Source organism: Microbacterium sp., assembly GCF_039812165.1.
Lineage (GTDB): Bacteria > Actinomycetota > Actinomycetes > Actinomycetales > Microbacteriaceae > Microbacterium.
The window spans coordinates 1-22,265 of sequence record NZ_JBDIAB010000013.1 but is presented as its reverse complement, the minus strand read 5'-3'; the positions used below and the strand labels follow the sequence as shown (position 1 = coordinate 22,265).

Sequence of the window (22,265 nt, the reverse complement as noted above, 5' to 3'; positions counted from 1 at the left end):
TGTGTTCAGGCGGCCACGGCCTCGCCGGAGGCGGCCATGATCATGTCTTTGGTGGCGTCAGGTCCGAACTCTGCGGAGATCCGGCCTCGGCGCATCACGATGATGCGGTGCGCGATGCTCAGGCACTCGCCCACTTCGGAGGTGGAGAAGACGACGGCCAGGCCTTCGCGTGCACGTTCGGCGAGGAGGCGGAACACCTCCGCCTTGGCGCCGACGTCGATGCCTCGGCTGGGCTCGTCCAGCAGCATGACGCGCGGCCCGGTGGCCACGATCTTGCCGATGACCACCTTCTGCTGGTTGCCGCCGGAGAGGGCACCGATGGGAAGCTCGGGACCGGGCGTCTTGACCGTGACCGCCTTGATGAGCTCTACAGAGCGCTTCTTCTCCAGCCGACGAGAGATCACACCGCGTCGAATGCTGTCGTCGAGGCTCGCAAGGGTGAGGTTGGTGCCGACGTCGAAGGTCTGCACGAGACCGTCTCGCTGACGATCCTCGGGCACGAGTCCGATGCCGGCGGAGATGCGCTCGGCGATCGTGTCGTGCAGAACCGAACGTCCCTCCAAGAGGATGTCGCCCGCGGCGACCGGCTCCTTGCCGGCGATCGCCTCCAGCAGCTCCGTGCGCCCGGCTCCCATGAGCCCGTAGATGCAGACGATCTCTCCGGCGCGCACTTCGAGGTTCAGGCGATTGACGATCGCACGTTCGGGGTTCTCACGATCGACGACGGTGAGCCTATCGACGTGCAGTGCGACCTCTCCGAAGCCGTATCCGGAAGGCGGTGAGCCGAGGTCGAAGTTGTCTCCGACCATGTTGCGCACGATCCACTCCAGGTCGATCTGACTGCGCTCGCCCCGAGCGGTCATGTTGCCGTCTCGCAGAACGACCGCGTGGTCTGTGACTTCGAGCGCCTCTTCGAGGTGGTGGGAGATGTAGACGATCGCGACACCGCGGGCGAGAAGATCATGGATGACGCCGAACAGGACCTCGACCTCCGCGGCCGCCAGAGCGGACGTCGGCTCGTCCATGATCAGGATGCGGGAGTTCGCCGACAGGGCGCGGGCGATCTCGATGATCTGCTGCTGGCCGACCCGCAGGTCCGCGACGAGCGTGTCGGGTTCGATCGGGAGCTGGAGGTCGTCCAGCAGCGCGCGTGCCTGACGGGTCTCCTCTGCGAAGTCCACCCCGAATGGCCCGGTGATCTCTCGTCCCATGAAGATGTTGTCGCGGATCGACAGATTCGGAGCCAGGCTCAGCTCCTGGTGGATGATCGAGATCCCTCGATCGCGGGCATCATTGGTGGACGAGAACACGACGGGCTCACCGTCGAGGACGATCTCACCCGACGTGGGCTGCTCGACACCGGAGAGGATCTTCATCAGCGTCGACTTGCCGGCTCCGTTCTCACCGAACAGCGTCGTGACCGTGCCCTTGCGGATCTCGAAGTTCACGCCCTTGAGCGCGCGGGTGCCGCCATACGTCTTGACGATGTTGCGCGCCTCGAGGACGACCTCGTCGAATGTCACGCGGTCGCTCATTGCACGCTCAGTTCGACGGGCGTGACGAGCCACGCGGCGGGATTGACGAGGGTGAACGCGCCGGTGACCTCAATGGTCTTGCCCGTGAGGTTCGTCGTGTCCACATCCGCGAGCACCGTCTTCTTCAACTCGTCGTTGAGCGCCGATGCGGCGTTCTGGAAGTCGATCTGGTTCGTGAACTGACCGAAGGTGATGTCGCCCGTCGCGTCGCGGAGATCCGTGCCGTTGATCGCCGGGCCGGTCTGCACACGGATGAGGAGGTCGTCGGGCACCCCGTCGACGGTCACTTCGTAGATGCCCGACTGCCCCTCGCCGACGACGCCGGTGAAGGTCACGCTGTAGACGGGCCCGCCTGAACTCTGGACGGCGTACTCCTTGGCGGCTGCGTCGGGGTCGGCGGCGATGGCATCCGCGAGCGTCGTCGCATCCGTGGCCTTGTCGACGATCGTCGACTGGACGGTGGGGAAGTTCTCCGCCCCGAAAGTCGCCGGGTCGAAGTCGACCGCGCCCTGCGCCAGCGGATCGTCGCTGGAGACGACCTTCGTACCGAGCACGATCCCGAGCAGAACGAGCACGATGACACCGATCCAGACGCCTCGCTTGGCGCCCGCGGACAGCCTGCGGCGGCCGACTGCGGCGGCACTCACAGGAAGACCCGCGATTCGGTGTCGTTCGGGCGGATCTGGAGCTTGCGCCCCTCGCCCTTGCGGAACATCTCCAGCGCCTGGCTGTAGTCGTCCAGCGTGAAGGAGTGGCTGATCATCGCGGTGGCATTGATCGCCCCGGCCTCGAAGAGCTCGACGGCGCGGCCGAAGGAGTTGAGCACGGCCATCGTGCCGACGATGGAGATCTCGTCGCGGTAGACGCGGAACGGCGAGAACTGCGCGGTGCGGTCTGCGGGCGCGACGCCGAAGTCCTGGAAGAAGCCGGCGGGCTTGACGCGCGTGAGGGCATCCTCGATCGCGCGGATGTTGCCGGTGCAGTCGATGACGACGTCCCACTTCTCGCGGTCGGCCTCGTCGGCGGACGTGTAGCGCAGCTCGATGCCGCACTCCTCGGCCGTCTTCAGACGCGCCTCATTGAGGTCGACGATCGTGACGGTCGACGCGCCCGCGCGGGTGGCAAGCTGCGCCATCAGCAGGCCCATCGTGCCCGCGCCGTAGACGAGCACGTGGTCTCCGAGCCGGCGCGGGAGGACATCCCAGCCCCGGATCGCGCAGGCGAGCGGCTCGATGAGCGCGGCCTCGTAGAGGTCGGTCTCCGGCTTCAGCTTGTACACGTTGCTGGCGGGAGCCGTGAAGTACTCCTGCGATGCGCCGTCGGAGGCGACCACGCCGAGTCCGTTCCAGAAACGGCAGAGGTTCTGGTGTCCGTTGAGGCAGAACTCGCACTCCCCACACGTCGTGCTCGGGTTGACCGCGACGTGATCCCCCACCTGGAAGTCGAAGACGCCGCTGTTCACATCCTCGCCGAGAGCGACGATGGTTCCCGTGGCCTCATGACCGGGGACCAGCGGGAAGACGGTTCCTTCGAACTCGCCGTCGAACACGTGGGTGTCCGTGCCGCAGATGCCGACTGCGGCCGTCTTGATGAGGATCTCCTTGTAGCCGGGCTCCGGCACGGCCCGCTCCTCGAGGGCCAGCTCACCTTCTGAGGTGAAGACAACTGCGCGCATCACTGCTCCCGTTTCCGTCACCGTCGACGCATCCCTACGAGCGACGGTGCTCGATCTCTGTTCCTGATCAGGCCCCTGCGGCCCTGGTGAACAGTCTGCGGGGAATCAACCCCGTGTTATGTTTGATGTGATCTTGTCACGAGTTCCCGTGACATGCAACATTGGAACATCACATTTTGATCATGGTCGCAGTGATGCGATCAACACGCCGCCGCGAAAGGGCTCGGATGTCGAAGCTGACCTGGGAAGAGATCGATCGGCGTGCGGTGGATACCGCTCGCGTGCTGGCGGCGGATGCCGTCGAGAGGGTGGGCAACGGCCACCCTGGAACGGCGATGAGCCTGGCTCCGGTGGCGTATCTGCTGTACCAGCGGATCATGCGCCATGATCCCGCGGACACCGAGTGGATGGGCCGAGACCGGTTCATCCTCTCCGCCGGCCACTCCTCTCTCACCCAGTACATCCAGCTGTACCTCGGCGGATTCGGCCTCGAACTCGCCGACCTCGAGGCTCTGCGCACGTGGGGATCGCTGACCCCCGGACATCCCGAGTTTGGACACACCAAGGGCGTCGAGATCACTACCGGTCCCCTCGGCACGGGCATCGCCTCCGCCGTGGGGTTCGCGTACGCGTCGCGCTACGAGCGCGGCCTGTTCGACCCGGATGCCGCTGCGGGCACGAGCCCTTTCGACCATTTCGTCTACGTCATCGCCGGCGACGGCGACCTGCAGGAGGGCGTCTCGAGCGAGGCATCCTCGCTCGCCGGACACCAGCAGCTCGGCAACCTCGTGGTGATCTACGACGCGAACCGGATCTCCATCGAAGGCGACACGGACGTCTCGTTCACCGAGGACGTCGCGGCGCGATACCGCGCGTACGGCTGGGACGTGCGCGAGGTCGACTGGTCATCGAGCGGCTCCTACATCGAGGACGTCCCCGAGCTGTTCGACGCGATCGAGGGAGCCAAGTCGGTCACCGACAAGCCGTCGCTCATCGTGCTGCGGACGGTCATCGGATGGCCCGCGCCGAACAAGCGCGGCACCGAGTCGGCGCACGGCGCCGCACTCGGCCCGGGCGAGGTCGCCGCGACCAAGGAGCTGCTCGGCTTCGACCCCGCGGCTGCGTTCGTCGTGGAGCGGCCCGTCATCGAACACACGCGCGCTCTGAGCGAGCGGGCGGCAGAGATCCGGAGCGCCTGGCAGCACGGCTTCGACGCGTGGGCCGCCGCCAACCCCACCCGCAAGGAACTGCTCGACCGCCTCACCGCTGGCGAGCTGCCCGAGGGCATCACCGACGCACTCCCCGTCTGGGAGGAGGGCGCGTCGGTGGCGACCCGCGCGGCGAGCGGCAAGATCATCAACGCCCTCGCCGCCGAGCTTCCCGAACTCTGGGGCGGATCGGCCGACTTGGCCGGCTCCAACAACACCACGATCGACGGCGCGCGCAGCTTCCTCCCGGCCGGGACCTCGACGCACGACTGGACGGGAGACCCCTACGGACGGGTGCTGCACTTCGGCATCCGCGAGTTCGCAATGGGAACGATTCTCAACGGCATCGTGCTGCACGGGCCCACCCGCCCGTTCGGCGGCACGTTCCTGATCTTCAGCGACTACATGCGTGCCGCCGTCCGCCTGGCCGCGCTCATGCGAATCCCCTCGATCTTCGTATGGACACACGACTCGGTCGCACTCGGCGCCGACGGGCCGACGCACCAGCCGATCGAGCAGCTGTCGACCCTCCGAGCCATCCCGGGACTGGACGTCGTCCGGCCCGCCGACGCCAACGAGACGGCGTGGGCCTGGCACACGATCCTCACGCGGCGGTCGACTCCCGCCGGCCTCGCCCTGTCGCGGCAGAACCTGCCCGTCGTCACGACCGGGGAGCAGACCGAGCGGGGCGCGTACGTGCTCGCTGAGGCCGACGGAGCGCTCCAGGCGATCCTCATCGCCACGGGGTCCGAGGTCTCGCTCGCGCTCGAGGCCCGCGCGGCACTGCAGGCAGAGGGGATCGGGGTGCGGGTGGTCTCGGCGCCGTGCCTGGAGTGGTTCGAGGAGCAGAGCGACGAATACCGCGAGCAGGTCCTGCCCGCCGCGGTGACCGCGCGGGTCTCCGTGGAAGCGGGGCTCGCACTCAGCTGGTGGCGCTACCTGGGCAGCCACGGCCGCGCCGTGTCGATCGAACATTTCGGGGCATCCGCCGACGGTGCTGAACTGCTCGAACGGTTCGGCATCACGGTCGAGGCGGTCCTCGCCGCGACTCGTGCCACCATCGCCGCCTCCGGAGCGGCCGTACTCATCGAGGAGAACGCATGAGCACCCCCACGCACGATCTCGCCACCGCCGGCGTCAGCATCTGGCTCGACGATCTGTCGCGTCACCGAATCGACTCCGGCAACCTCCAGGAGCTGATCGACACTCGCGATGTGACCGGCGTCACCACGAACCCGACCATCTTCCAGGCCGCCATCGGCAACCCTGACGACGATTCCTACGCACCCGCGCTGGCTGCGCTGGGTGCGAGCGGAGCAGACGCGGATGCCGCGATCTTCGCTCTCACGACGGAGGATGTCCAGGCCGCGTGCGACATCTTCCGGCCCGTGTTCGACCGCAGCGGTGGCGTCGACGGGCGGGTCTCGATCGAGGTCTCGCCCGATCTTGCGCACGACACCGAAGGCACGATCGCCGAGGCCAAGCGGCTGTGGGCGAAGGTCGACCGCCGCAACGCGCTCATCAAGATCCCGGCGACGAAGGCGGGCCTTCCGGCCATCACCGCGGTGATCGGAGCAGGGATCTCGGTGAACGTGACCCTCATCTTCTCGCTCGAGCGCTACGGCGAGGTCATCGACGCCTACCTCGCGGGCATCCGTCGCGCCCGCGCCGGACGCATCGACCTCACCACGATCCACTCCGTCGCGTCCTTCTTCGTCTCACGCGTGGACACCGAAGTCGACAAGCGGCTGACCGCGATCGGCACCGACACGGCGTTGGCGTTGCGGGGTGCAGCCGGGATCGCCAACGCGCGATTGGCCTACGAACTGTTCGCGCAGCGCTTCGCCGACCCCGAGGTCCGCAAGCTCGTGGCGGCCGGAGCGAACGTCCAGCGGCCCCTGTGGGCGTCGACGGGCGTCAAGGACCCGGCACTGCCGGACACGGTGTACGTCACCGAGCTCGTCGCACGCTGGACAGTGAACACCATGCCCGAGAAGACGCTCGAGGCGACGTTCGACCACGCCCGCGTGAGCGGTGACACCATCACGAGCGGATATGCCGCCGCGCACGCGGTGTTCGAGCATCTCACGTCCGTCGGCGTCGATTTCACCGACGCCACCCAGATGCTCGAGGACGAAGGCATCGCGAAGTTTATCGACTCGTGGCACGACCTACAGCGCACCGTCGCGACCGCACTCGAAGGGGCGCGCGCGTGACCTCGGGCAATATGGCCGCGAGCGTGCTCGTCGCCGCCGGACAGATCGAACTGCAGGAGCGTCCGATCCCGACCCCTGCGCCCGACGAGGTCCTCGTGCGGGTGAGGGCGGTCGGCGTCTGCGGCTCCGACGTGCACTTCTATCACGAGGGCCGACTGGGTGACTGGGTCGTCAGGGAGCCGCTCGTGCTCGGCCACGAATCCGGCGGCACGATCGTGGATGTGGGCTCCGGCGTCGACGCCGGTCGGATCGGCGAGCGCGTGTCGATTGAGCCGCAGCATCCCTCCCACGGCTCGCCAGAGACTCTGCGCGGCGACTACAACCTCGATCCGCACATGCGTTTCTATGCCGTTCCCGGCACCGACGGAGCCTTCCAGGAGTACGTGACGATCCAGAGCCACTTCGCCCACCCGATCCCGGACACCGTCAGCGACCACGCTGCGGCGCTCATGGAGCCACTGTCGGTGGCGATCGCGACGGCCCGCAAGGCGCGATTCGCGCCCGGTATGCGGGTGCTCATCACCGGTGCGGGCCCGGTGGGCATCGCCACCGCGCAGGTCGCCCGCGCGTACGGTGTCTCCGACGTCATCGTCTCCGACGTCGCCGCTGCGCGACGCGAGACAGCGTTGCGCTTCGGGGCGACCGAGGTGTTCGACCCGGCGGCGACCGCACCGGGCGACCTTCCGGAGACCGATGCGTTCGTGGATGCCTCGGGTGCGGCCCCCGCCGTGCGCAGCGGCATCTCCACACTCCGTTCCGGCGGACGGGCCGTCCTGGTCGGTATGGGGGCGGCGGAGATCTCCTTGCCGGTCACGACGATCCAGAATCGCGAACTGGTCGTGACCGGCGTCTTCCGCTACGCCAACACGTGGCCGACCGCCGTTGCGCTGGCGGCACGCGGCCAGGTGGACCTCGACGCCATGGTGACGGGAACGTTCGCGCTGGACGAGGTGCAGGCCGCTCTCGAGTCGACGCACGAGCCTGAAGTGATGAAGTCGATCGTCGAGCCGTTCCGCCGGTGCGGCCGATAGGATCGGCGACCGTCGGAAGGAGTGGGATGTCGGACTCGCGCATCGTCGTCGTCGGATCATTGAACCTCGACCGCACCTACCGCATGATGCAGCTTCCTCGCGAGGGCGAGTCGCTGCATGCCACCGATCACGCGACGGCACCCGGTGGCAAGGGCGCCAACCAGGCCGTCGCTGCGGCGCGGCTGGGAGCCGCCGTCTCGCTCGTGGGCGCCGTCGGGTCGGATGTCGCGGGCATCGAGCTCAGAGACGCTGTGGCCGCGGCGGGAGTCGACGTCGCGCACGTGCGGCAGGATCCAGAGGCCCCGACGGGCGAGGCCGTCATCTTCGTCGACGCGGCGGGCCGCAATCTCATCGTGGTCTCACAGGGCGCGAACTCGACCGTCGGCGAGCGCGATGTCATCGACGCCGACATCGACGCCGGGTGGATCATCAGCGGGTTCGAGGTTCCGGATGCCGCCGTCGTGGCCGCCGCCGAGCGCGCGCACGAGATCGGCGCACGGTTCGTCCTCAACCCGTCGCCGTTCCGGGCGCTCTCCGAGGCGCTGAGGGAGAAGGTGGATGTCCTCGTGCTCAACGAACACGAACTCGCCGCCGCGACAGGCTCCGCAGCGGGGACCCCGTCCGACGCTGTCCTTCGCGTGGCTCGCGAGGCGTTGCGGGTCCCGCTGCTGGTGGTCACACTTGGATCGCATGGCGCCGCGGCCGTCTCCCGCGACGGCGTCGTCCGCACACCGGCTGTCGCGGTGACCGCCGTCGACACAAGTGGCGCCGGGGACGCATTCACGGGAGCATTCGTCGCCCACCTGGCGGCGGGGGATTCGCTCGATGAGGCTCTCCGACGCGCCTCGGCCGTCGGGGCGTACGCGGTGACGCGCCGCGGAACGCAGAGGTCATACCCAACGCCTGCCGATCTCGACACCTGGCTCAGCGAGAACAGGCACTGAGCCGGGAGTCGCGTCGATGTCAGCGACCGGCCGGGCCGAGCGCCTGACGCCCACGCAGCGACAGCGCCAGCACCAGCGCCACCGCCGCTGCGGCGGCGCAGAAGACGAACCCCCACTGCGCCCCCTGTGCGGTGCCCACCGCGCCGTCACCGGCGGCTTGGCCAGCCGCGAGCAGGCTCGCGCCGATCGCCGTGCCGACGGCGGCGCCGATCTGCTGCAGTGTCGAGATCATCGTGCTGCCGTCCGACGACAGCTCAGCGGGAAGCGAGGTGAGACCCAGCGTCTGCGCGGGCGTTCCCGTGAGCGACACTCCGATCATCAGCAATCTGTCGGATCCGACACTTGTCCGACACCGCCCCTGAGAATCCGTCATTTCAATCGAGAACCTTCAACTACGACGGCAGTGTAGGTTCCCGATGGCGATGGCGGAGAATGCCGCGATTCCAGGGTAGAAATCCCGCGACCTGGGGGACCTCGGCGGGCTCAGCCATGCGGCCGAGCCGGATGGAGGCGTTGATGTGCTTGGTGATGCCGGGGGTCGCTTCTTCCCAGGCTGCAATCGTTTCGGTGGCGGCGCCGCCGGGAGTGATGCCGTTGACCCGGATGCCGTCGCGCGCCCAGCTGACCGCGGCGGTCTCGGTGATGCTGTGCCCGCGCGTCACAATCCCATCTACCGGGATCCCTGCGGCACTTTTGAGGCTCACCCGATCGGGGATGGCGCATTGTCAGTCCGGCCATCCGATTCCTGCGGCAGGGCCGACGACTGAGCTCGAACGACCGCACCGATCGTCTGAAACACCTGCCACCATTCCGAGTCGGTCAGGGTGTAGTACTTTCGGCCGCTCACGGCGGTCTCGACAAGCATGCCGCAATCCCGCAGAGTCAAGACCTCCTCACGGGTCGCGGAAGCGGCGTGAGCATACGCCTGCATCGCGACCTGCGCCTCTTGAAGGTAGAAGGTGTCGCCGCCGCCGAGAACCCACAGTGCAAGGTGAACGCGGACCGGCCTGCCGAAGAGCTTCTTAAGTAGGTCAGAGGAGGCATCCATAGCGCGTCAATCACCGGGAATCAGGAAACTCGTTTCTAGACTTGAGCCACAGTACAGTGTCGGCGGCTAGCATGACAATCGAATTCGACGCACGAGACACGCCGCCAGCGACCGAAGGGGAAATCGGATGCACAACGCTATCCCGGGCCAGGGGACCGAACTCATCGCTTCATCCGCCGGTGTCTTGTTTACCCGCGTGGCGGCTGCCGCAGCCCACGCAGGTTCCGGTGAACCTCTGCGGTCTGTGGAGCGGGGTGCGGTCGAGTCTGTCGTTTCGGGTCTCCGTTCGGAGGTCGACGTGCTGCGCGGGCGACGAGAGGCCACGGTGGTCGACGAGCCGGCGTACGCGCTTGCCGGTTTCACCCTCGGTGCCCTTGCCCGACCCGATCACCCTTCGCTCGCAGACGACCAGGCAGCCGAGATGCTGGAGGAGCTGATCACTCGGCTCGAGAGTCTGCTCGCCGACACCGCGACGTCACAAGACGACGCCGAGTACCTCAAGGATCTGTTCCTCTCGGGCGGCGACTACGCCACTCTGGCGCTGTCCACGCCCGGCGAACGCTCGCCACTCTTCGCATAGACCGACTTCCGTGACCGCATCCGTCGATGTGCCGGGGTATCGGCTGCGCGCACTGTTGGATCGGGCGCGCGCATTTCAACAGATCGTCGTGGATCTGAGCGTTGGGCTGCCCGACTCCAGTCCCGGCATGCGACGGGCTCTGACGCTGTTCGTCGATTACGTCGACGCACTGCGGGCGGAAGTTTCTGCGGAGTTCGCCGCAACTGCCGATGACACCATTCGGCTGGCGAACCTGCGCACGTGGAACACGCATCTGAAAGCGCGGGTCGGATTCTTCGACGAACTATTCCGTCGCGGCGACCGCCGGATCCCGAGTTCGCTCGTCGACCTCATCGACTCCGAGATTCAGCGGATGGGCGGCCAACCCACTCATGCGGTTGTCACGGTCGGCCGGCCCGACAACTTCATGACCTTCACCCGTGACCTGCGCGCGGCGCTGTTCGCTGGTCTTCCCGCGGCTCCAACCGGTACGACCGCCCCGCTCGCCCTGATCACCGCGCCCGAGGCGGAAGGTGCCAGACTTTCGTGGTTGCCGATCACGTGCGGGCACGAGCTCGCCCACTACCTCCAACGCGTCCGGCCCGTGACGCGCAGTCACAGTAACGATCTCGACCCCGCAGCCGTTGCCGCGATCACCGATCCTCCGCCGGGTGCGGGAAGCCAACCGGTCACCCGGGTGTTCGAGCAGATCGCAGCGAACTGGCTGGAAGAACTCACCTGCGACGCGTATGCGGTGCACCGTTTCGGTGCGGCAGGGGTGGCGGCGCTGACCGACTTCCTCGCTTACGTGTCCCCGGTCTCCACGGCGGGATCCACCCACCCTCCACGGGCACTGCGCACCGCGCTCATGCTGCGGTGGCTTCGCGGCACTGCCGGCGGGGACGACCTGGGAATCGTCGAAGGGCTCGACGACCTCGCGGTCCAGACACCGGCGCTTCCGGAGTGGGCACGACTGCTCGCGGATCACTTCACCACCCTCGGCGATTCGATCTGGTCAGACGTCTCAACATGGTGCGACACCACCCCCTACACGCAAGCCGATCACGGTGACCGGATCAAGGTGTGCGCACGACTGCTCCGCGACGGTGTGCCACCGGTGCACGATCCCGCCGGTGAAGCGTCTGATCGCTTTGCCGTCGCCGATCTGGTCAACGCGGTGTGGCTGGTGTTCGTGGAAGCCGCCGACACACGGGTCAACCGGCTCGCGCTGAAGGCGCTCGACCTTCTCGACTTCCTTCAGCGCTGGCAGGACGCCGGCGGCGACATGATCTCTCCGACCAAGACACCGGCAGCCAGCCCTATCGCGGCTGAAGTGGGGGCCTTGTCGGCCTCGCAGATCCGCCGGCGTCTGGAAGCCACCGACGACAGCAGGCTCATCCTCGTTCCCCGGCTTCCGCCAAAGATCAGCGACCCCAGTATCGACCTGCGGCTCGGCAACCAGTTCATCGTGTTCGAGAAGTCCAACACCGGACAATTCGACGCCCTCAACACATCCCAGGACCCGAGGACGATCCAGACCAGGATCGAGAAGTCCTGGGGCGACGTGTTCTACCTGCACCCGCACCAGCTCGTCCTCGCCGCAACGCTGGAGTATCTGGTCATGCCGCCCGATGTCGCAGGACAGGTGATCACCCGATCGTCCTACGGTCGGCTGGGTTTGCTCTCCGCAACCGCCGTCCAGGTACATCCCCGGTTCACCGGATGCTTGACCCTTGAGCTGGTCAACCTCGGTGAGGTGCCGATGGCGATCACGCCGGGTGAGCGCGTGGCGCAACTCATGCTCTGGCACACCAGCCCCGAGGAGACCGTCGAGGACAAGGACGACCAGAGCAAGTATCGTCACCCGACCGGACCCGAATTCTCCAAGATCCGAGAGGACAAGGAGAGCCAGACCTTGGTGAATCTGCGGCAACGATTCTCCAACGCCCGCCTCACGTAGCTCGATCACACCCTGTTGCTTCGCCCGATCCTCGCCGCCTTCGGCTCGGGCCATCCCCGTCGCCCCGCGACACGGGCGCCGTGTCGACGCGGCTTTCGCTGTCGACAACCCCCCTGATCGGTGTCAGACTGGCCTGTTTCCCGTCGGAAGGGTCAGACCATGCCACCACTACCGGGCGATGCCGCTGCTTGGAAGCAGGTGATCGGAATGCCGCCGCCAGCGTGAGATAGCCGCCGGCAGCGGCCGCATCAAGAGCGGGCGGAAGCTTCGCCCACCGAATCATGGTCGCTGAGAACGCCTCCTCGTCGCCGCCGTCCATAGCATCGGCACCAGCACCGCTGGAGCCGGACTCGGCCACCTCAGCCAGGCGTTCCAGACGCGGGCGGAGCACGCCCGCGCTCAACCAGCTCAGCAGCGTGTCGAAGTCGGCCGGCAATGTGCGCTCCAGCACCATCAGCTTCGCGACTGCGTCTGGTGACAACGCAATCCCGCGCCGATTCGCGATCGACTGCCGGACATTCAGATCGTTCATGAATCGCTTGATACGCCGGGGATTCGCCTGCAACTTCTCATACAAGATCGGGGTCAGCCGCGCCGCACTCTGCATCGCAGACTGCAGCGGCTTCTCGGGCAACGCAAGGTCATCGAGACTCCCCGCCGCGACCCGTAACTCACCGCACGCACGAACCAGCTCCTCGAATGCCGCCTCGCTCCCGCACTCCTGCCTCGCCAACAACAGGAACAAGTAGGCACGCGTATCAAACGAGCTCAGAGCGGGAACGGGCACCGTCGTCTGCACGATCTTGTGGAGATACAGGCTCGCAACGCTCTCCCGCCCATCTCCCACCTGCGGCGTTCCGAGATGCATCCGGATCGCCTCGGCGACACGTGCCGCATCCGCTGCCACCACGAAACACATCCCCGGCACCGACAAGAACAGGCGGATCGTCTCAAGCGTCTCGACCACGGTCGGCGGCAGACACCGATCAAGATCGTCGACGAGGACGACGACGCGGGACACATGCGCCAGCGCCGGGTCCGTGAGAAGCTTCTGGAACTCGTCCTTGAAGGAGGCCATGCCCTTCGGGGAATCCAGCGATTCGGGGTCGTCGCTCACCAAATCGAACACGTCGTCCAACGACGGCAGTTGTAGCGTCAGCGTCGTCCGCGCTGCCATCTTCACGGCCTTCGACCAGTTCACGCGTCTCACCAACGCCCGCAGAGCGGTCAGCCCCGCCTGTCCCACGGGATCAGTGGCGTTGAACTGGGCGCTCAACGCGCCAAGGATCTCCGCGATCAGGCTCTCTTTCGCGCCCACGGTCGGGTCGTACTGCCAGGGGTTTGACCGCACCACGATCACGACCTGGTCATCCGCGTTCGCCGCGTCGATCCGCTTCTCGATCAGATGCAGCACGGTCGTTTTGCCGCTACCCCAAGTGCCCTCAAGACCAAGCGCTACCGGATCCAACTCACCATCGAACAACGCATCGACTACGGTGTCCGCGATCGCGTCAAACGAGAGCAAGTCCGTCGCCGAAGGCTCATCCGACCACAACCGAAAGTCCGACCCCACCACAACCCCCATTTGTCAACGTCGGCTGAATTCTGACCCCTTTTCGTCGTCTGAATTTTGACCCCTCGGGGTTGTTGTTATCGGTCGCCGCCGCTGGCTGCGGTCGGGGTCTTGAGGAGCTCGCGTCGGGCGCGTGTCCGGTAGGAGTCGCCGGCGAGGGTGAGGACCTCGGCGTGGTGGACGAGGCGGTCGATCATCGCGGAGGCGACGATGTCGTCGGCGAAGATCTCGCCCCATCGGCCGAAGGGCATGTTGCTGGTGACGAGGATCGAGCCTTGCTCGTAGCGGGCCGCGATGAGCTGGAAGAACAAGTTCGCGGTGTCCGCGTCGAACGGGAGGTAGCCGACCTCGTCGATGATCAGCAGCCGGTAGCGGCGGAGGCGTTTCAGTTCGTGCTCAAGGCGACCGCTCTGGTGCGCGGTCTGCAGCCGGGAGGCCCAGCCGGTAGCGGTGTCGAACGCCGTCGGGTAGCCGGCGTGGCAGGCCTTGATCCCGAGTCCGATGCCTAGATGGGTCTTGCCGACGCCGGGTGGGCCGAGCAGGATCACGTTCTCGGCTTTCGCGATCCAGGTCGTCGTGGCCAGGTGCGCCAACACGTCTCGGCGTAGCGAGGGCTGGTGGTCGACGTTGAAGTCCTCGAGGGTCTTCACGGCGGGGAAGTGGGCTCCGGCGATGCGGAGGCTGGTGCCGTTGGCTTCCCGGTCCGCGACCTGCCGTTGCAGCACCGCCGCGAGGTAGTCCTCGTGCGACCATCCCTCGTCCCGGGCGGTGACCGCGAGCTGCTCCCAGACCCGCCCGATCGTCGGCGCCTTGAGCGCGCGGGCGAGATAGCCGAGCGTCGCGGCGGTGTCAGTGGTGGCGCCCATCACAGCACCTCCCCGGTGATCGGGTCGAACCGGACCCCGAACAGATCGTCATAGACGCCCGGGTCGCGGAACATCACCCGTCGCTCCGGCGACGCCAGCTCCGCCCTGGCCCGGTCTCGTTTCGCAGCCGAGTACTGCGACCGCAGTCCCTTAGCGATGACCACATGGGCGGGGTCGGTGACGACCCCGCCGGTCGCCCAGGACCGTTCGTGGTCGGCGACCGCGGTCCCGTCGCAGACCACGATCACTCGCGTCAGCGTCGCGGTGACATCGACCAGCCGGCCGATCATGCGGGGGTCGACGGAGTAGTCGTTCCCGTCGACGCGGACGTAGTAGTCGCGGCCCAGCCGGACCCGCGCCTGCAGGCCCGTGGTCGGCGGATGCGGCGGTAATGCCGTCATCGCCGCGAGGTCCCTGTCGAGCACGTCGATCGGGCGGCCGCCGAGTGAGCGGACCGTCCTCGCGTTCGCGCGCGGCAACCAGTCCTGCAACTGGCTATTGAAATCAGCCGGTGAAACGAACCGACGGCCGGGCAGGAACGACGTCTCGAAGAACCCGTTGTTGCGTTCGGTCATGCCCTTGAACTCCGGATCCGCCGGTGGGGCGAGCACCACCCGAGTTGTGAGGGTCCCCGCGAACGCGGCCGCGAGCTGGGTGACTTTCCCCTTCCCGCCGATCGCGGACTCCCGGTCCCAGACCAGCGTCTTCGACACCGCGCCGACCTGCGCGATCAGCTGCCACATGCCCGCCGTGAGATCGCCGCCCTGCCGGGACGGGAGCATCACAGCGGCCAAGAACTTCGAGAACGTGAGCGTCATCACCAGCACCGGCAACATCGCCGCCTGCCCGAACCCGACCGGGATCCGCGGCTCCGGGAACCACAGATCCATCTGCGCCGCCTGCCCGGGCTGATGCACGATCCGGTCCGCGGGTCCACACCGGCGTACTCGGGGCGGATCTGCCGGACCCGATCCTTGAGAATCGTGATGGAGTACTCCCACCCGATCCGCTCCGCGATCACCGTCGCGGGCATCTTCGCGTCCTCCCGCAGCCACTTCCGGATCTCCGGCTCCACCGCGTCGACGAGCGACCCTCGAGGAGCCCGCCGACACGCCGGCGGCTCGTCCGACACCAACGCCGCACGCACCGTGTTCCTCGCGACGCCGAGCCTACGCACGATCGCTTTGATCGGCATGCCCTCGGCCTTATGCAACCGGCGGATCTCCGCCCAATCTTCCACTGAAATCACCCTCCAAGAGTGTCGGAGGGGTCAACATTCAAACGTCACCTCGGGGTCAGTATTCACCCGTCGTCGACACCATTGCTACTCCGACGCGATTCAGCGCCTCCGACCCTACGGATCAGGACAGACACAAGTACCCCAGGCACATCGCCTCCACGCCCCCCGCTCGTCCACGGCACTTGGCACAAATGCCAAATGCATGCCAACTACCCGTGGAAAATGCCATCTTCGCGTGGAACCTACAACTACGCGTAGTCGCCCGGCGCCATGTCGGTGAAGCGGGAAAAGTGCCCCTGGAAGGCCACCGTGATCGTGTCCGTCGGACCGTTGCGGTGCTTGGCCACGATGAGGTCGGCCTCGCCGGCGCGCGGGGAGTCCTTCTCGTAGGCGGCCTCGCGGTGCAGGAGCACGACCATGTCGGCATCCTGCTCGATCGAACCCGACTCGCGCAGGTCGGAGAGCGCGGGCTTCTTGTCGGCGCGCTGCTCGGGGCCTCGGTTCAGCTGCGACAGCGCGATCACGGGCACCTGCAGCTCCTTCGCGAGCAGCTTCAGCGCGCGCGAGAACTCCGAGACCTCCTGCTGGCGCGACTCGACGCGCTTGCCCGACGTCATGAGCTGCAGATAGTCGATGATGACCATCTTCAGCCCCACGCGCTGCTTGAGACGGCGGCACTTGGCGCGGATCTCCACGAGCGTCATGTTGGGGCTGTCGTCGATGTAGAGGGGCGCGTCGTTGATGCGGCCGCGGACGGCGGCGATCGTGGTCCAGTCGCGCGAGTCGAGCGTGCCCTTGCGCATGCTCTGGAGGGGGACGGATGCCTCGGCGCTCATCAGCCGCATCGCGATCTCGCTGCGGCCCATCTCGAGCGAGAAGACGATCGTGGGCATGTCGTGCTTGATCGCCGATGCTCGCGCGAAGTCGAGCGCGAGCGTCGAGTTGTGGGTCGGGACCATCGACTCACCCGCCAGGTACAGGTGGTCGTCGTTGTCGACCTGCACGCAACGGACCGGCACGCTCTCGATCGGACGAATCGCCTTGACGTAGCGCCGGCCGGTGCGCAGCGTGTTCAGGGGTCGCTCCTGCTCGTGGAGCACGCGCTTCCGCTCGAGCCAGAAGACGTCGTCGGTCGTCGAGAAGTTGAGGATGTAGCAGGTGGACGACGCCTCGGAGCGACCGTGCACCCGCTTGGTCGTGCGCCCGCAGCGGTAGCCCAGGCTGACGATCAACTCGTACACCGAGTCGGCGAGCTTCTTGCTCGTCACGGCGAACTGGCACGAGCCGACACCCTTGACGACCGTGCCGTCGGTGTCGAGCAGGCCGGCGAGCAGCTCACGGCGCTGCGCCTCCGATCCGCGCAGGTACGCGGCGGGCACGTGCTTGTCGCCGAGCACGCCGGCCTTGCGCAGCAGCGCCGTGAACGAGCCGTGATCACGGTGGCACGATGCGCACCGCCACGCCTCGCCCGAATACGGCGCGCCGCAGTCGAGGCAGGAGAGGCGCTCGGGGTGCGCTCCCTTGTTCTTCGGGCCACACGTGCGGCCGCACGTGCGCACGTGCGGGTGACGCGGCGTGAACTCGATGCCGCACACCTCGCAGGCGCGGGTCAGACGCTCGCGTTCGAGGAGCTGGATCGAATACAGCATCCCGCCGCGGGACTGGGTCCGCAGTCCACTGCGCGCGATGAACGACGGGATCTCGTCGGTCTCGCTCGTCATGCGAGCGCCGTCGCTGTGGCCGTCGCCCAGCCAGGCGCCGAGCGCGTAGGGCGCGACGGGCAAATCGGCCTCGGGCGCCTGAAGCGCCCGCGCGTTGCGCACTGAGTGGTTGGCACGTGCCTCGGCACCCACGGTGAGCGTCGCGAACATGTGCTCCGTGGTGACGATGGACGCGCCGACCTGGCCGCCCCGCCTCGACGCGCGCGTCTCGGTCAGCCACTGGTGCTCGGCGTCGGCGATGATCGTCGAACCGTCCGAGAACTCGATCTCGTAGCAGGGTCGGCCGGTCATGACCTCGGTCGCCGCGACGACGCGCGTCGGACGACCGTCCGCGTCGTACAGCTCGTCACCCACCGCGACGGCACCCATCGTGGTCCAGCCCGTCGGCGTCGGCAGGGGCGTGTCGAGCGCGAGCGCCTTGCCCATGGCCGGCCTCGCGGCGACGACGATCATCTGACCGCCGTGCAGGCCGTTGGTGAGCTGGTCGAGGCCCTGGAAGCCGGTGGGGATGCCGGTCATCTGACCGTCGCGGCCCCGCGCGGCCTCGATCTCCTCGACGGCGGAGTCGACCGCGACCTGCAGCGGCACGTAGTCCTCGGCTGCCTCGACGCCCGTGACCGCGTACACCTCGGCCTGTGCCGAGTTGACGAGATCGACCGCGTCGCCCTGCCCGTTGTAGCCCATCTGCACGATGCGCGTGCCGGCCTCGACCAGGCGACGCAGGAGCGCGCGCTCGTTGACGATCGTCGCGTAGTAGCCGGCGTTGGCCGCGGTCGGCACGATCGAGGTGAGGCTGTGAAGGTAGTCGGCGCCGCCGGCGCGCTGGAGCTCGCCGGTCTTGATGAGCTCGTCGGTGACGGTGACGACGTCGGTGGGCTCGCCGTGCGAGTAGAGGTTGAGGATCGCCTCGAAGATGAGCTCGTGCTTCGGGACGTAGAAGTCCGACCCCCGCAGCGTCTCGATGACGTCGGCGACGGCATCCTTCGACAGCAGCATGCCGCCGAGCGCGCTCTGCTCGGCCAGCACGTCGTGCGGCGGAGTGCGCTCGTACTCGCGGGGTCCACCGAGACGGTCTTCAGAGATGTCAGCGATCGACATTCGGCGTGCCTCCCTCGAGCCGGACTACACGCTAAGGACGGCCTCCGACACCCGCAAGTCGCCCTGTGGATAACTCTGTGGAGACTGTGCGTGAAACGCCGTGCGGGCTGTGCAGAACGGCTGTGGAGAACGTGTGCGAAACTCCGCTCTCCAGACTTTTTTCCTTGCTTCGACCAGGGAGTTTCTGTATCCACCCCTGTGGAGGGAGACTGGCTTCAAGCCTCGCTTGAAGGTTTCCCCAGGGGCTGTCCACATGTGTACAAACATGTCCCCCAAAAGGCGGATACCGCGAGCCCGAAGGCTCGCGGTATCCGTCTATGATGCGCGTCGCGACTACTTCGCGGCGACCACCTGCAGCGTGATCACGGCGGTGAGGTCGTCGCGCAGGCGAACGGTCGCCTCGTGCTCGCCCACCGACTTGATCGGGCTGGTGATGTGGATCTTGCGCTTGTCGAGCTCGCCGATGCCGGCGGCACGGACGGCATCCGCCACGTCCGCGGTCTTCACCGAGCCGAACAGGCGACCCTCGGCGCCGGCCTTGACCGACAGGCGCACCTTGGCGGCCTCGAGGGCGTCCTTGAGGGCCACGGCCTCTTCGTGGTCGTGGATCGCGCGCGCGTCGCGGGCGGCGCGGATCGACGCCACCTGCTTCTCGCCGCCGCGGGTCCACGCCACCGCGAAGCCCTGGGGGATGAGGTAGTTGCGGGCGTACCCGTTCTTGACCTCGATGACGTCACCGGCGCTTCCGAGCCCGGCGACCTCGTTCGTGAGAATCAGCTTTGCCATGTCGGTGCTCCTTAGCGGCCAGCGCCGGCGTAGGGCAGGAGAGCCATCTCGCGCGCGTTCTTGATCGCCTTGGCGATCAGACGCTGCTCCTGCACCGAGACCCCGGTGATACGACGGGCACGGATCTTGCCGCGCTCCGAGATGAACTTGCGGAGGGTGGCGACGTCCTTGTAGTCGATGACGCCGACGCGGATCGCCTTCGCCGGGGCGGCGTTCTTCGCGCCCTTGCGAGGCTTGCGGCGGTCGCCGGTAGCCTTTCCAGCCATGTTGTTTCCTTACGTATGAGTTGTGTGGATGCCGTCGCGCCGGGCCGTTCGCCGCGATGCGGCCGCCCGGCGACCGGGCGATCAGAACGGGGTGTCGTCTCCGTAGGAGCTGCCGGGGGCGCTCCACGCGTCGGACGAGGAGGAGCCGGGCGTCGACCACGGCTCGTCCTGCACCTGCTGCGGACGGGACTGGCCGCCGCCACCGCCGCCTCCCGACGACGCGGCGCGCGTGACCTGTGCGGTCGCGTAGCGCAGCGACGGGCCGATCTCGTCGATCTCGAGCTCGATGGCGGTGCGGTTGTTGCCGTCGCGATCCTGGTAGGAGCGCTGCTTGAGGCGGCCGGTCGCGATGACCCGCGAGCCCTTGGTGAGCGACCCTGCGACGTGCTCGGCGAAGTCGCGCCACACCGAGGCGCGGAGGAACAGCGCGTCGCCGTCCTTCCACTCGCCGGCCTGACGGTCGTACGTGCGGGGCGTGGAGGCGATGGTGAAGTTCGCCACCGGCAGCCCGTTCTGCGTGTAGCGCAGCTCGGGGTCGGCCGTGAGGTTGCCCACGACGGTGATGATGGTCTCGCCGGCCATGATCGTTACGCCTTCGCGGCCTTGCGGGCGGCCTTGGCGTCGGCGCGCTCCTTCTCGGCGGCGACCAGGGCGATGGCCTCCTCGGCGCGAAGGACCTTAGTGCGCATGATCTTCTCGCTGAGCTTCAGCTGGCGGTCGAGCTCCTGCGTGGCAGCGCTCGTCGCGGTGAAGTTGACGACGGCGTAGATGCCCTCGCTCTTCTTCTGGATCTCGTACGCGAGACGGCGACGGCCCCAGATGTCGACGTTGTCGATCGTGCCGCCGTCGCCGGTGATGACCTTGAGGAACTTGTCAAGGTTGGGGGCGACCTGGCGCTCGTCGATCTCGGGGTCGAGGATCACCATGAGCTCGTACTGGTGTGAGTGCGTCACTAACCCACCTCCTTCGGACTAGAACGGCCACCGGGCATTTCCCGGCGGCAGGAGGGTGTGTGCACGTCGTCACGGGCTCACGGAGACGGGCTCCCGCCGGACAACCCTCCTATGGTACCCGACCAGGCGATTCTTCGCAGACCGCGACGACCTTCGACCGCGCCCATGACGGCGCTCGGGCGACTCGGCATCCCGGACTTCGCAGGATCGCACGAACTTCGGAGGATTTCGGCACGATCCTGCGGACTTCGTCGGGAACTGCGGAGTTCGTGCGCCCGGAGCCCCGATCCGCCCGGGGTCAGGACCGCACGAGCCTGCGCGCCAGCGAGTGCAGCGGACCGGTCAGCAGCAGCAGGAACAGCGGATAGAAGCTGAGCACGGGCACCGCGAGCATGATGACGTACGCGACCGCGAAGAGCACCGAGGCGATCGTGTCCGCCAGGATGCCGCTGCGCAGGTTCTCGGCAGGCATGTCGTGCAGCGCGGGATGCCGCAGCACGTACCAGCCGGCCAGCGCCATCATGACGCTCGTCGCGAAGAGCGAGCCGACGTACAGCGTCTTCTGCACCGGGTCGTCCGCCATCTGGCCGACGATCGCGGTGGCCACCGGCAGCCAGACGATCGTGAACATCCACGCCACGGTCAACATGAGGAGGCCCCCGTCGACGCGATGGATGCGGTCGAAGAGGCGGTGATGGCCCAGCCAGAACGCGGCGATCAGCACGAAGCTGAGTGCGAAGCTGAACAGCTGGTCGCCGTTCTCGGTCAGCCACTCGCCCGCCGAGCCGTGCTCGCGCGCCACCTCGCCGACGCTCTCCATGAGCGGCAGGATCAGCAGCGTCATGGCGATCGCCACGACCGCGTCGGTGAAGGCCTTCAGCCGTTCGGCCGACGCCAACCGTCGCGGCGACGCCGGCGCGGACGGCGTGTCCGCGGCATCCGTTCCGTCGGTTGCGTTCATACGGGCATCCTGCCGCGTCGGTCGCCGCCCGCGAGAGCCGCCGCGCCGACGTCCGGGCGGGCAGACCCCGCCGATCAGGCCCGCGCCGCGTGCGCCGGGACGAGCCGGGCCAGCACGTCGTCGAGGCCCGACAGGCCGGGAGCCGCTGCGAACGCCTGCGCGAGCGCACGAGCCCGGTCGGCGTACGCGGCGCCGGCGAGCACACGGTGCACCGCGTCCGCGACGGCCGCGGGGGCGGGGCTGTTCGTCCGCAGGTCGACGCCCGCACCCGACCAGCCGACGCGCGCGCACACCTCGACCTTGTCCTCGGTGCGCCCGGCGACCACGAGGGGCACACCCTGCGCGAGCGCCTGCTGCACGCCGCCGTAGCCGCCGTTGCTCACCATCACGTCGATGCGCGGCAGCAGCCGGTCGTACGGCAGGTAGGGGGCCACGCGGACGTTCTGCGGGAGCGGGCCCGGCAGATCGGCGACCGGGCGGCCGCCGGTGCTCACGACGACGAGCACGTCTCGTGGCTCGCCGACAGCGTCGCGCGAGTGATCGGAGACACGCGCTGAGCTATGCGCGGGAGGCCTGCCAGGCGGCACGGCGCGCGGCCTGAGCGGCCGGGTCGGGCACCGGGAGC

21 protein-coding genes and 1 pseudogene are annotated in these 22,265 nt (G+C 67.6%); 6 read left to right on the top strand and 16 right to left on the bottom strand.

Features of this window, described 5'->3' with window-relative positions:
- Positions 1 to 5: 5 nt before the first annotated feature.
- From WML84_RS02590 to WML84_RS02580, 3 genes are read right to left on the bottom strand one after another with little or no spacing between them, the layout of a single operon-like run.
- Positions 6 to 1,523, bottom strand: a complete 1,518-nt coding sequence (locus WML84_RS02590) for a sugar ABC transporter ATP-binding protein (RefSeq protein ID WP_231860901.1) — start codon at positions 1,521 to 1,523, stop codon at positions 6 to 8.
- 8 nt (positions 1,524 to 1,531) lie between these two features.
- Positions 1,532 to 2,182, bottom strand: coding sequence for a DUF2291 domain-containing protein (locus WML84_RS02585; protein ID WP_061683272.1), 651 nt, complete (start codon positions 2,180 to 2,182; stop codon positions 1,532 to 1,534).
- Positions 2,179 to 3,210 (bottom strand): zinc-dependent alcohol dehydrogenase family protein, encoded by a 1,032-nt coding sequence (locus WML84_RS02580; protein ID WP_061683285.1) that lies wholly within the window; start codon positions 3,208 to 3,210, stop codon positions 2,179 to 2,181. Before WML84_RS02580 ends, WML84_RS02585 begins: the two co-directional genes overlap by 4 nt.
- Positions 3,211 to 3,437: 227 nt before the next feature.
- Between WML84_RS02580 and tkt the strand changes: the two genes are divergently transcribed.
- From tkt to WML84_RS02560, 4 genes are read left to right on the top strand one after another with little or no spacing between them, the layout of a single operon-like run.
- Positions 3,438 to 5,522 carry a transketolase gene (gene tkt, locus WML84_RS02575; protein ID WP_061683273.1) on the top strand — a complete coding sequence of 695 codons (2,085 nt, stop codon included), beginning with the start codon at positions 3,438 to 3,440 and terminating at the stop codon, positions 5,520 to 5,522.
- Positions 5,519 to 6,634 carry a transaldolase gene (tal, locus tag WML84_RS02570; RefSeq protein ID WP_061683274.1) on the top strand — a complete coding sequence of 372 codons (1,116 nt, stop codon included), beginning with the start codon at positions 5,519 to 5,521 and terminating at the stop codon, positions 6,632 to 6,634. Before tkt ends, tal begins: the two co-directional genes overlap by 4 nt.
- Positions 6,631 to 7,665, top strand: coding sequence for an NAD(P)-dependent alcohol dehydrogenase (locus WML84_RS02565; RefSeq protein WP_331709145.1), 1,035 nt, complete (start codon positions 6,631 to 6,633; stop codon positions 7,663 to 7,665). Before tal ends, WML84_RS02565 begins: the two co-directional genes overlap by 4 nt.
- A 26-nt stretch (positions 7,666 to 7,691) precedes the next feature.
- Positions 7,692 to 8,609, top strand: a complete 918-nt coding sequence (locus WML84_RS02560; RefSeq protein ID WP_347344591.1) for a ribokinase — start codon at positions 7,692 to 7,694, stop codon at positions 8,607 to 8,609.
- Between the two features lie 19 nt (positions 8,610 to 8,628).
- Here WML84_RS02560 and WML84_RS02555 read toward each other — a convergent pair whose 3' ends face one another.
- The 3 genes from WML84_RS02555 to WML84_RS02545 all read right to left on the bottom strand — a co-directional run bounded on the left by WML84_RS02555 (position 8,629) and on the right by WML84_RS02545 (position 9,657).
- Positions 8,629 to 8,928: a hypothetical protein gene (locus tag WML84_RS02555; RefSeq protein WP_061683277.1), complete on the bottom strand. Its 300-nt coding sequence runs from the start codon at positions 8,926 to 8,928 to the stop codon at positions 8,629 to 8,631.
- 73 nt (positions 8,929 to 9,001) lie between these two features.
- Entirely contained in the window at positions 9,002 to 9,271 is a 270-nt protein-coding gene (locus WML84_RS02550; RefSeq protein ID WP_347344590.1) for an SDR family oxidoreductase, read from the bottom strand.
- A 38-nt stretch (positions 9,272 to 9,309) separates the two neighbouring features.
- Positions 9,310 to 9,657 carry a hypothetical protein gene (locus WML84_RS02545; protein WP_061683279.1) on the bottom strand — a complete coding sequence of 116 codons (348 nt, stop codon included), beginning with the start codon at positions 9,655 to 9,657 and terminating at the stop codon, positions 9,310 to 9,312.
- Between the two features lie 127 nt (positions 9,658 to 9,784).
- Between WML84_RS02545 and WML84_RS02540 the strand changes: the two genes are divergently transcribed.
- On the top strand, positions 9,785 to 10,237 hold the full coding sequence (locus WML84_RS02540) for a hypothetical protein (protein ID WP_347344589.1): 453 nt from the start codon (positions 9,785 to 9,787) through the stop codon (positions 10,235 to 10,237).
- Positions 10,238 to 10,247: 10 nt separating this feature from the next.
- Positions 10,248 to 12,176 (top strand): dCTP deaminase, encoded by a 1,929-nt coding sequence (dcd, locus tag WML84_RS02535; RefSeq protein ID WP_061683281.1) that lies wholly within the window; start codon positions 10,248 to 10,250, stop codon positions 12,174 to 12,176.
- Here the strand turns inward: dcd and WML84_RS02530 are convergent.
- From WML84_RS02530 to WML84_RS02485, 10 genes and pseudogenes are all read right to left on the bottom strand, one after another.
- Positions 12,169 to 13,701 (bottom strand): P-loop NTPase fold protein, encoded by a 1,533-nt coding sequence (locus WML84_RS02530; RefSeq protein ID WP_347344588.1) that lies wholly within the window; start codon positions 13,699 to 13,701, stop codon positions 12,169 to 12,171. The two genes, dcd and WML84_RS02530, sit on opposite strands and share 8 nt — an antisense overlap.
- 125 nt (positions 13,702 to 13,826) lie before the next feature.
- Positions 13,827 to 14,615, bottom strand: coding sequence for an IS21-like element helper ATPase IstB (gene istB / locus WML84_RS02525; RefSeq protein WP_061683283.1), 789 nt, complete (start codon positions 14,613 to 14,615; stop codon positions 13,827 to 13,829).
- Positions 14,615 to 15,864, bottom strand: a pseudogene (istA, locus tag WML84_RS02520) (IS21 family transposase). The gene istB and the pseudogene istA overlap by 1 nt, the downstream one beginning before the upstream one ends.
- A gap of 239 nt (positions 15,865 to 16,103) precedes the next feature.
- Positions 16,104 to 18,674 carry a replicative DNA helicase gene (dnaB, locus tag WML84_RS02515; protein ID WP_347344587.1) on the bottom strand — a complete coding sequence of 857 codons (2,571 nt, stop codon included), beginning with the start codon at positions 18,672 to 18,674 and terminating at the stop codon, positions 16,104 to 16,106.
- Positions 18,675 to 19,007: 333 nt separating this feature from the next.
- Positions 19,008 to 19,460, bottom strand: a complete 453-nt coding sequence (rplI, locus tag WML84_RS02510) for a 50S ribosomal protein L9 (protein ID WP_347344586.1) — start codon at positions 19,458 to 19,460, stop codon at positions 19,008 to 19,010.
- 11 nt (positions 19,461 to 19,471) lie between these two features.
- The gene (rpsR, locus tag WML84_RS02505; protein ID WP_005054609.1) at positions 19,472 to 19,726 is read right to left on the bottom strand and encodes a 30S ribosomal protein S18; all 255 of its coding nucleotides are present in this window, start codon (positions 19,724 to 19,726) and stop codon (positions 19,472 to 19,474) included.
- Positions 19,727 to 19,807: 81 nt separating this feature from the next.
- A complete protein-coding gene (locus tag WML84_RS02500; protein ID WP_347344585.1) occupies positions 19,808 to 20,308 on the bottom strand; it encodes a single-stranded DNA-binding protein in 501 nt (166 codons plus the stop codon).
- A gap of 5 nt (positions 20,309 to 20,313) precedes the next feature.
- Entirely contained in the window at positions 20,314 to 20,652 is a 339-nt protein-coding gene (rpsF, locus tag WML84_RS02495) for a 30S ribosomal protein S6 (protein WP_347344593.1), read from the bottom strand.
- 325 nt (positions 20,653 to 20,977) lie between these two features.
- Positions 20,978 to 21,640 (bottom strand): TMEM175 family protein, encoded by a 663-nt coding sequence (locus WML84_RS02490; protein WP_347344584.1) that lies wholly within the window; start codon positions 21,638 to 21,640, stop codon positions 20,978 to 20,980.
- Between the two features lie 74 nt (positions 21,641 to 21,714).
- On the bottom strand, positions 21,715 to 22,146 hold the full coding sequence (locus WML84_RS02485) for a nucleotide disphospho-sugar-binding domain-containing protein (protein ID WP_347344583.1): 432 nt from the start codon (positions 22,144 to 22,146) through the stop codon (positions 21,715 to 21,717).
- Between the last annotated feature and the right edge of the window lie 119 nt (positions 22,147 to 22,265).

Excerpts from the sequence above, each read along its gene's own strand:
- rplI (WP_347344586.1), bottom strand. The coding sequence starts at position 19,460 with ATGGCAAAGCTGATTCTCACGAACGAGGTCGCCGGGCTCGGAAGCGCC.
- WML84_RS02560 (WP_347344591.1), top strand. The coding sequence starts at position 7,692 with ATGTCGGACTCGCGCATCGTCGTCGTCGGATCATTGAACCTCGACCGC.
- tkt (WP_061683273.1), top strand. The coding sequence starts at position 3,438 with ATGTCGAAGCTGACCTGGGAAGAGATCGATCGGCGTGCGGTGGATACC.
- rpsR (WP_005054609.1), bottom strand. The coding sequence starts at position 19,726 with ATGGCTGGAAAGGCTACCGGCGACCGCCGCAAGCCTCGCAAGGGCGCG.
- WML84_RS02490 (WP_347344584.1), bottom strand. The coding sequence starts at position 21,640 with ATGAACGCAACCGACGGAACGGATGCCGCGGACACGCCGTCCGCGCCG.
- rpsF (WP_347344593.1), bottom strand. The coding sequence starts at position 20,652 with ATGGTGATCCTCGACCCCGAGATCGACGAGCGCCAGGTCGCCCCCAAC.
- WML84_RS02555 (WP_061683277.1), bottom strand. The coding sequence starts at position 8,928 with ATGATCGGAGTGTCGCTCACGGGAACGCCCGCGCAGACGCTGGGTCTC.
- dnaB (WP_347344587.1), bottom strand. The coding sequence starts at position 18,674 with ATGTCGATCGCTGACATCTCTGAAGACCGTCTCGGTGGACCCCGCGAG.
- WML84_RS02545 (WP_061683279.1), bottom strand. The coding sequence starts at position 9,657 with ATGGATGCCTCCTCTGACCTACTTAAGAAGCTCTTCGGCAGGCCGGTC.
- WML84_RS02540 (WP_347344589.1), top strand. The coding sequence starts at position 9,785 with ATGCACAACGCTATCCCGGGCCAGGGGACCGAACTCATCGCTTCATCC.
- WML84_RS02580 (WP_061683285.1), bottom strand. The coding sequence starts at position 3,210 with ATGCGCGCAGTTGTCTTCACCTCAGAAGGTGAGCTGGCCCTCGAGGAG.
- istB (WP_061683283.1), bottom strand. The coding sequence starts at position 14,615 with ATGGGCGCCACCACTGACACCGCCGCGACGCTCGGCTATCTCGCCCGC.
- WML84_RS02500 (WP_347344585.1), bottom strand. The coding sequence starts at position 20,308 with ATGGCCGGCGAGACCATCATCACCGTCGTGGGCAACCTCACGGCCGAC.
- tal (WP_061683274.1), top strand. The coding sequence starts at position 5,519 with ATGAGCACCCCCACGCACGATCTCGCCACCGCCGGCGTCAGCATCTGG.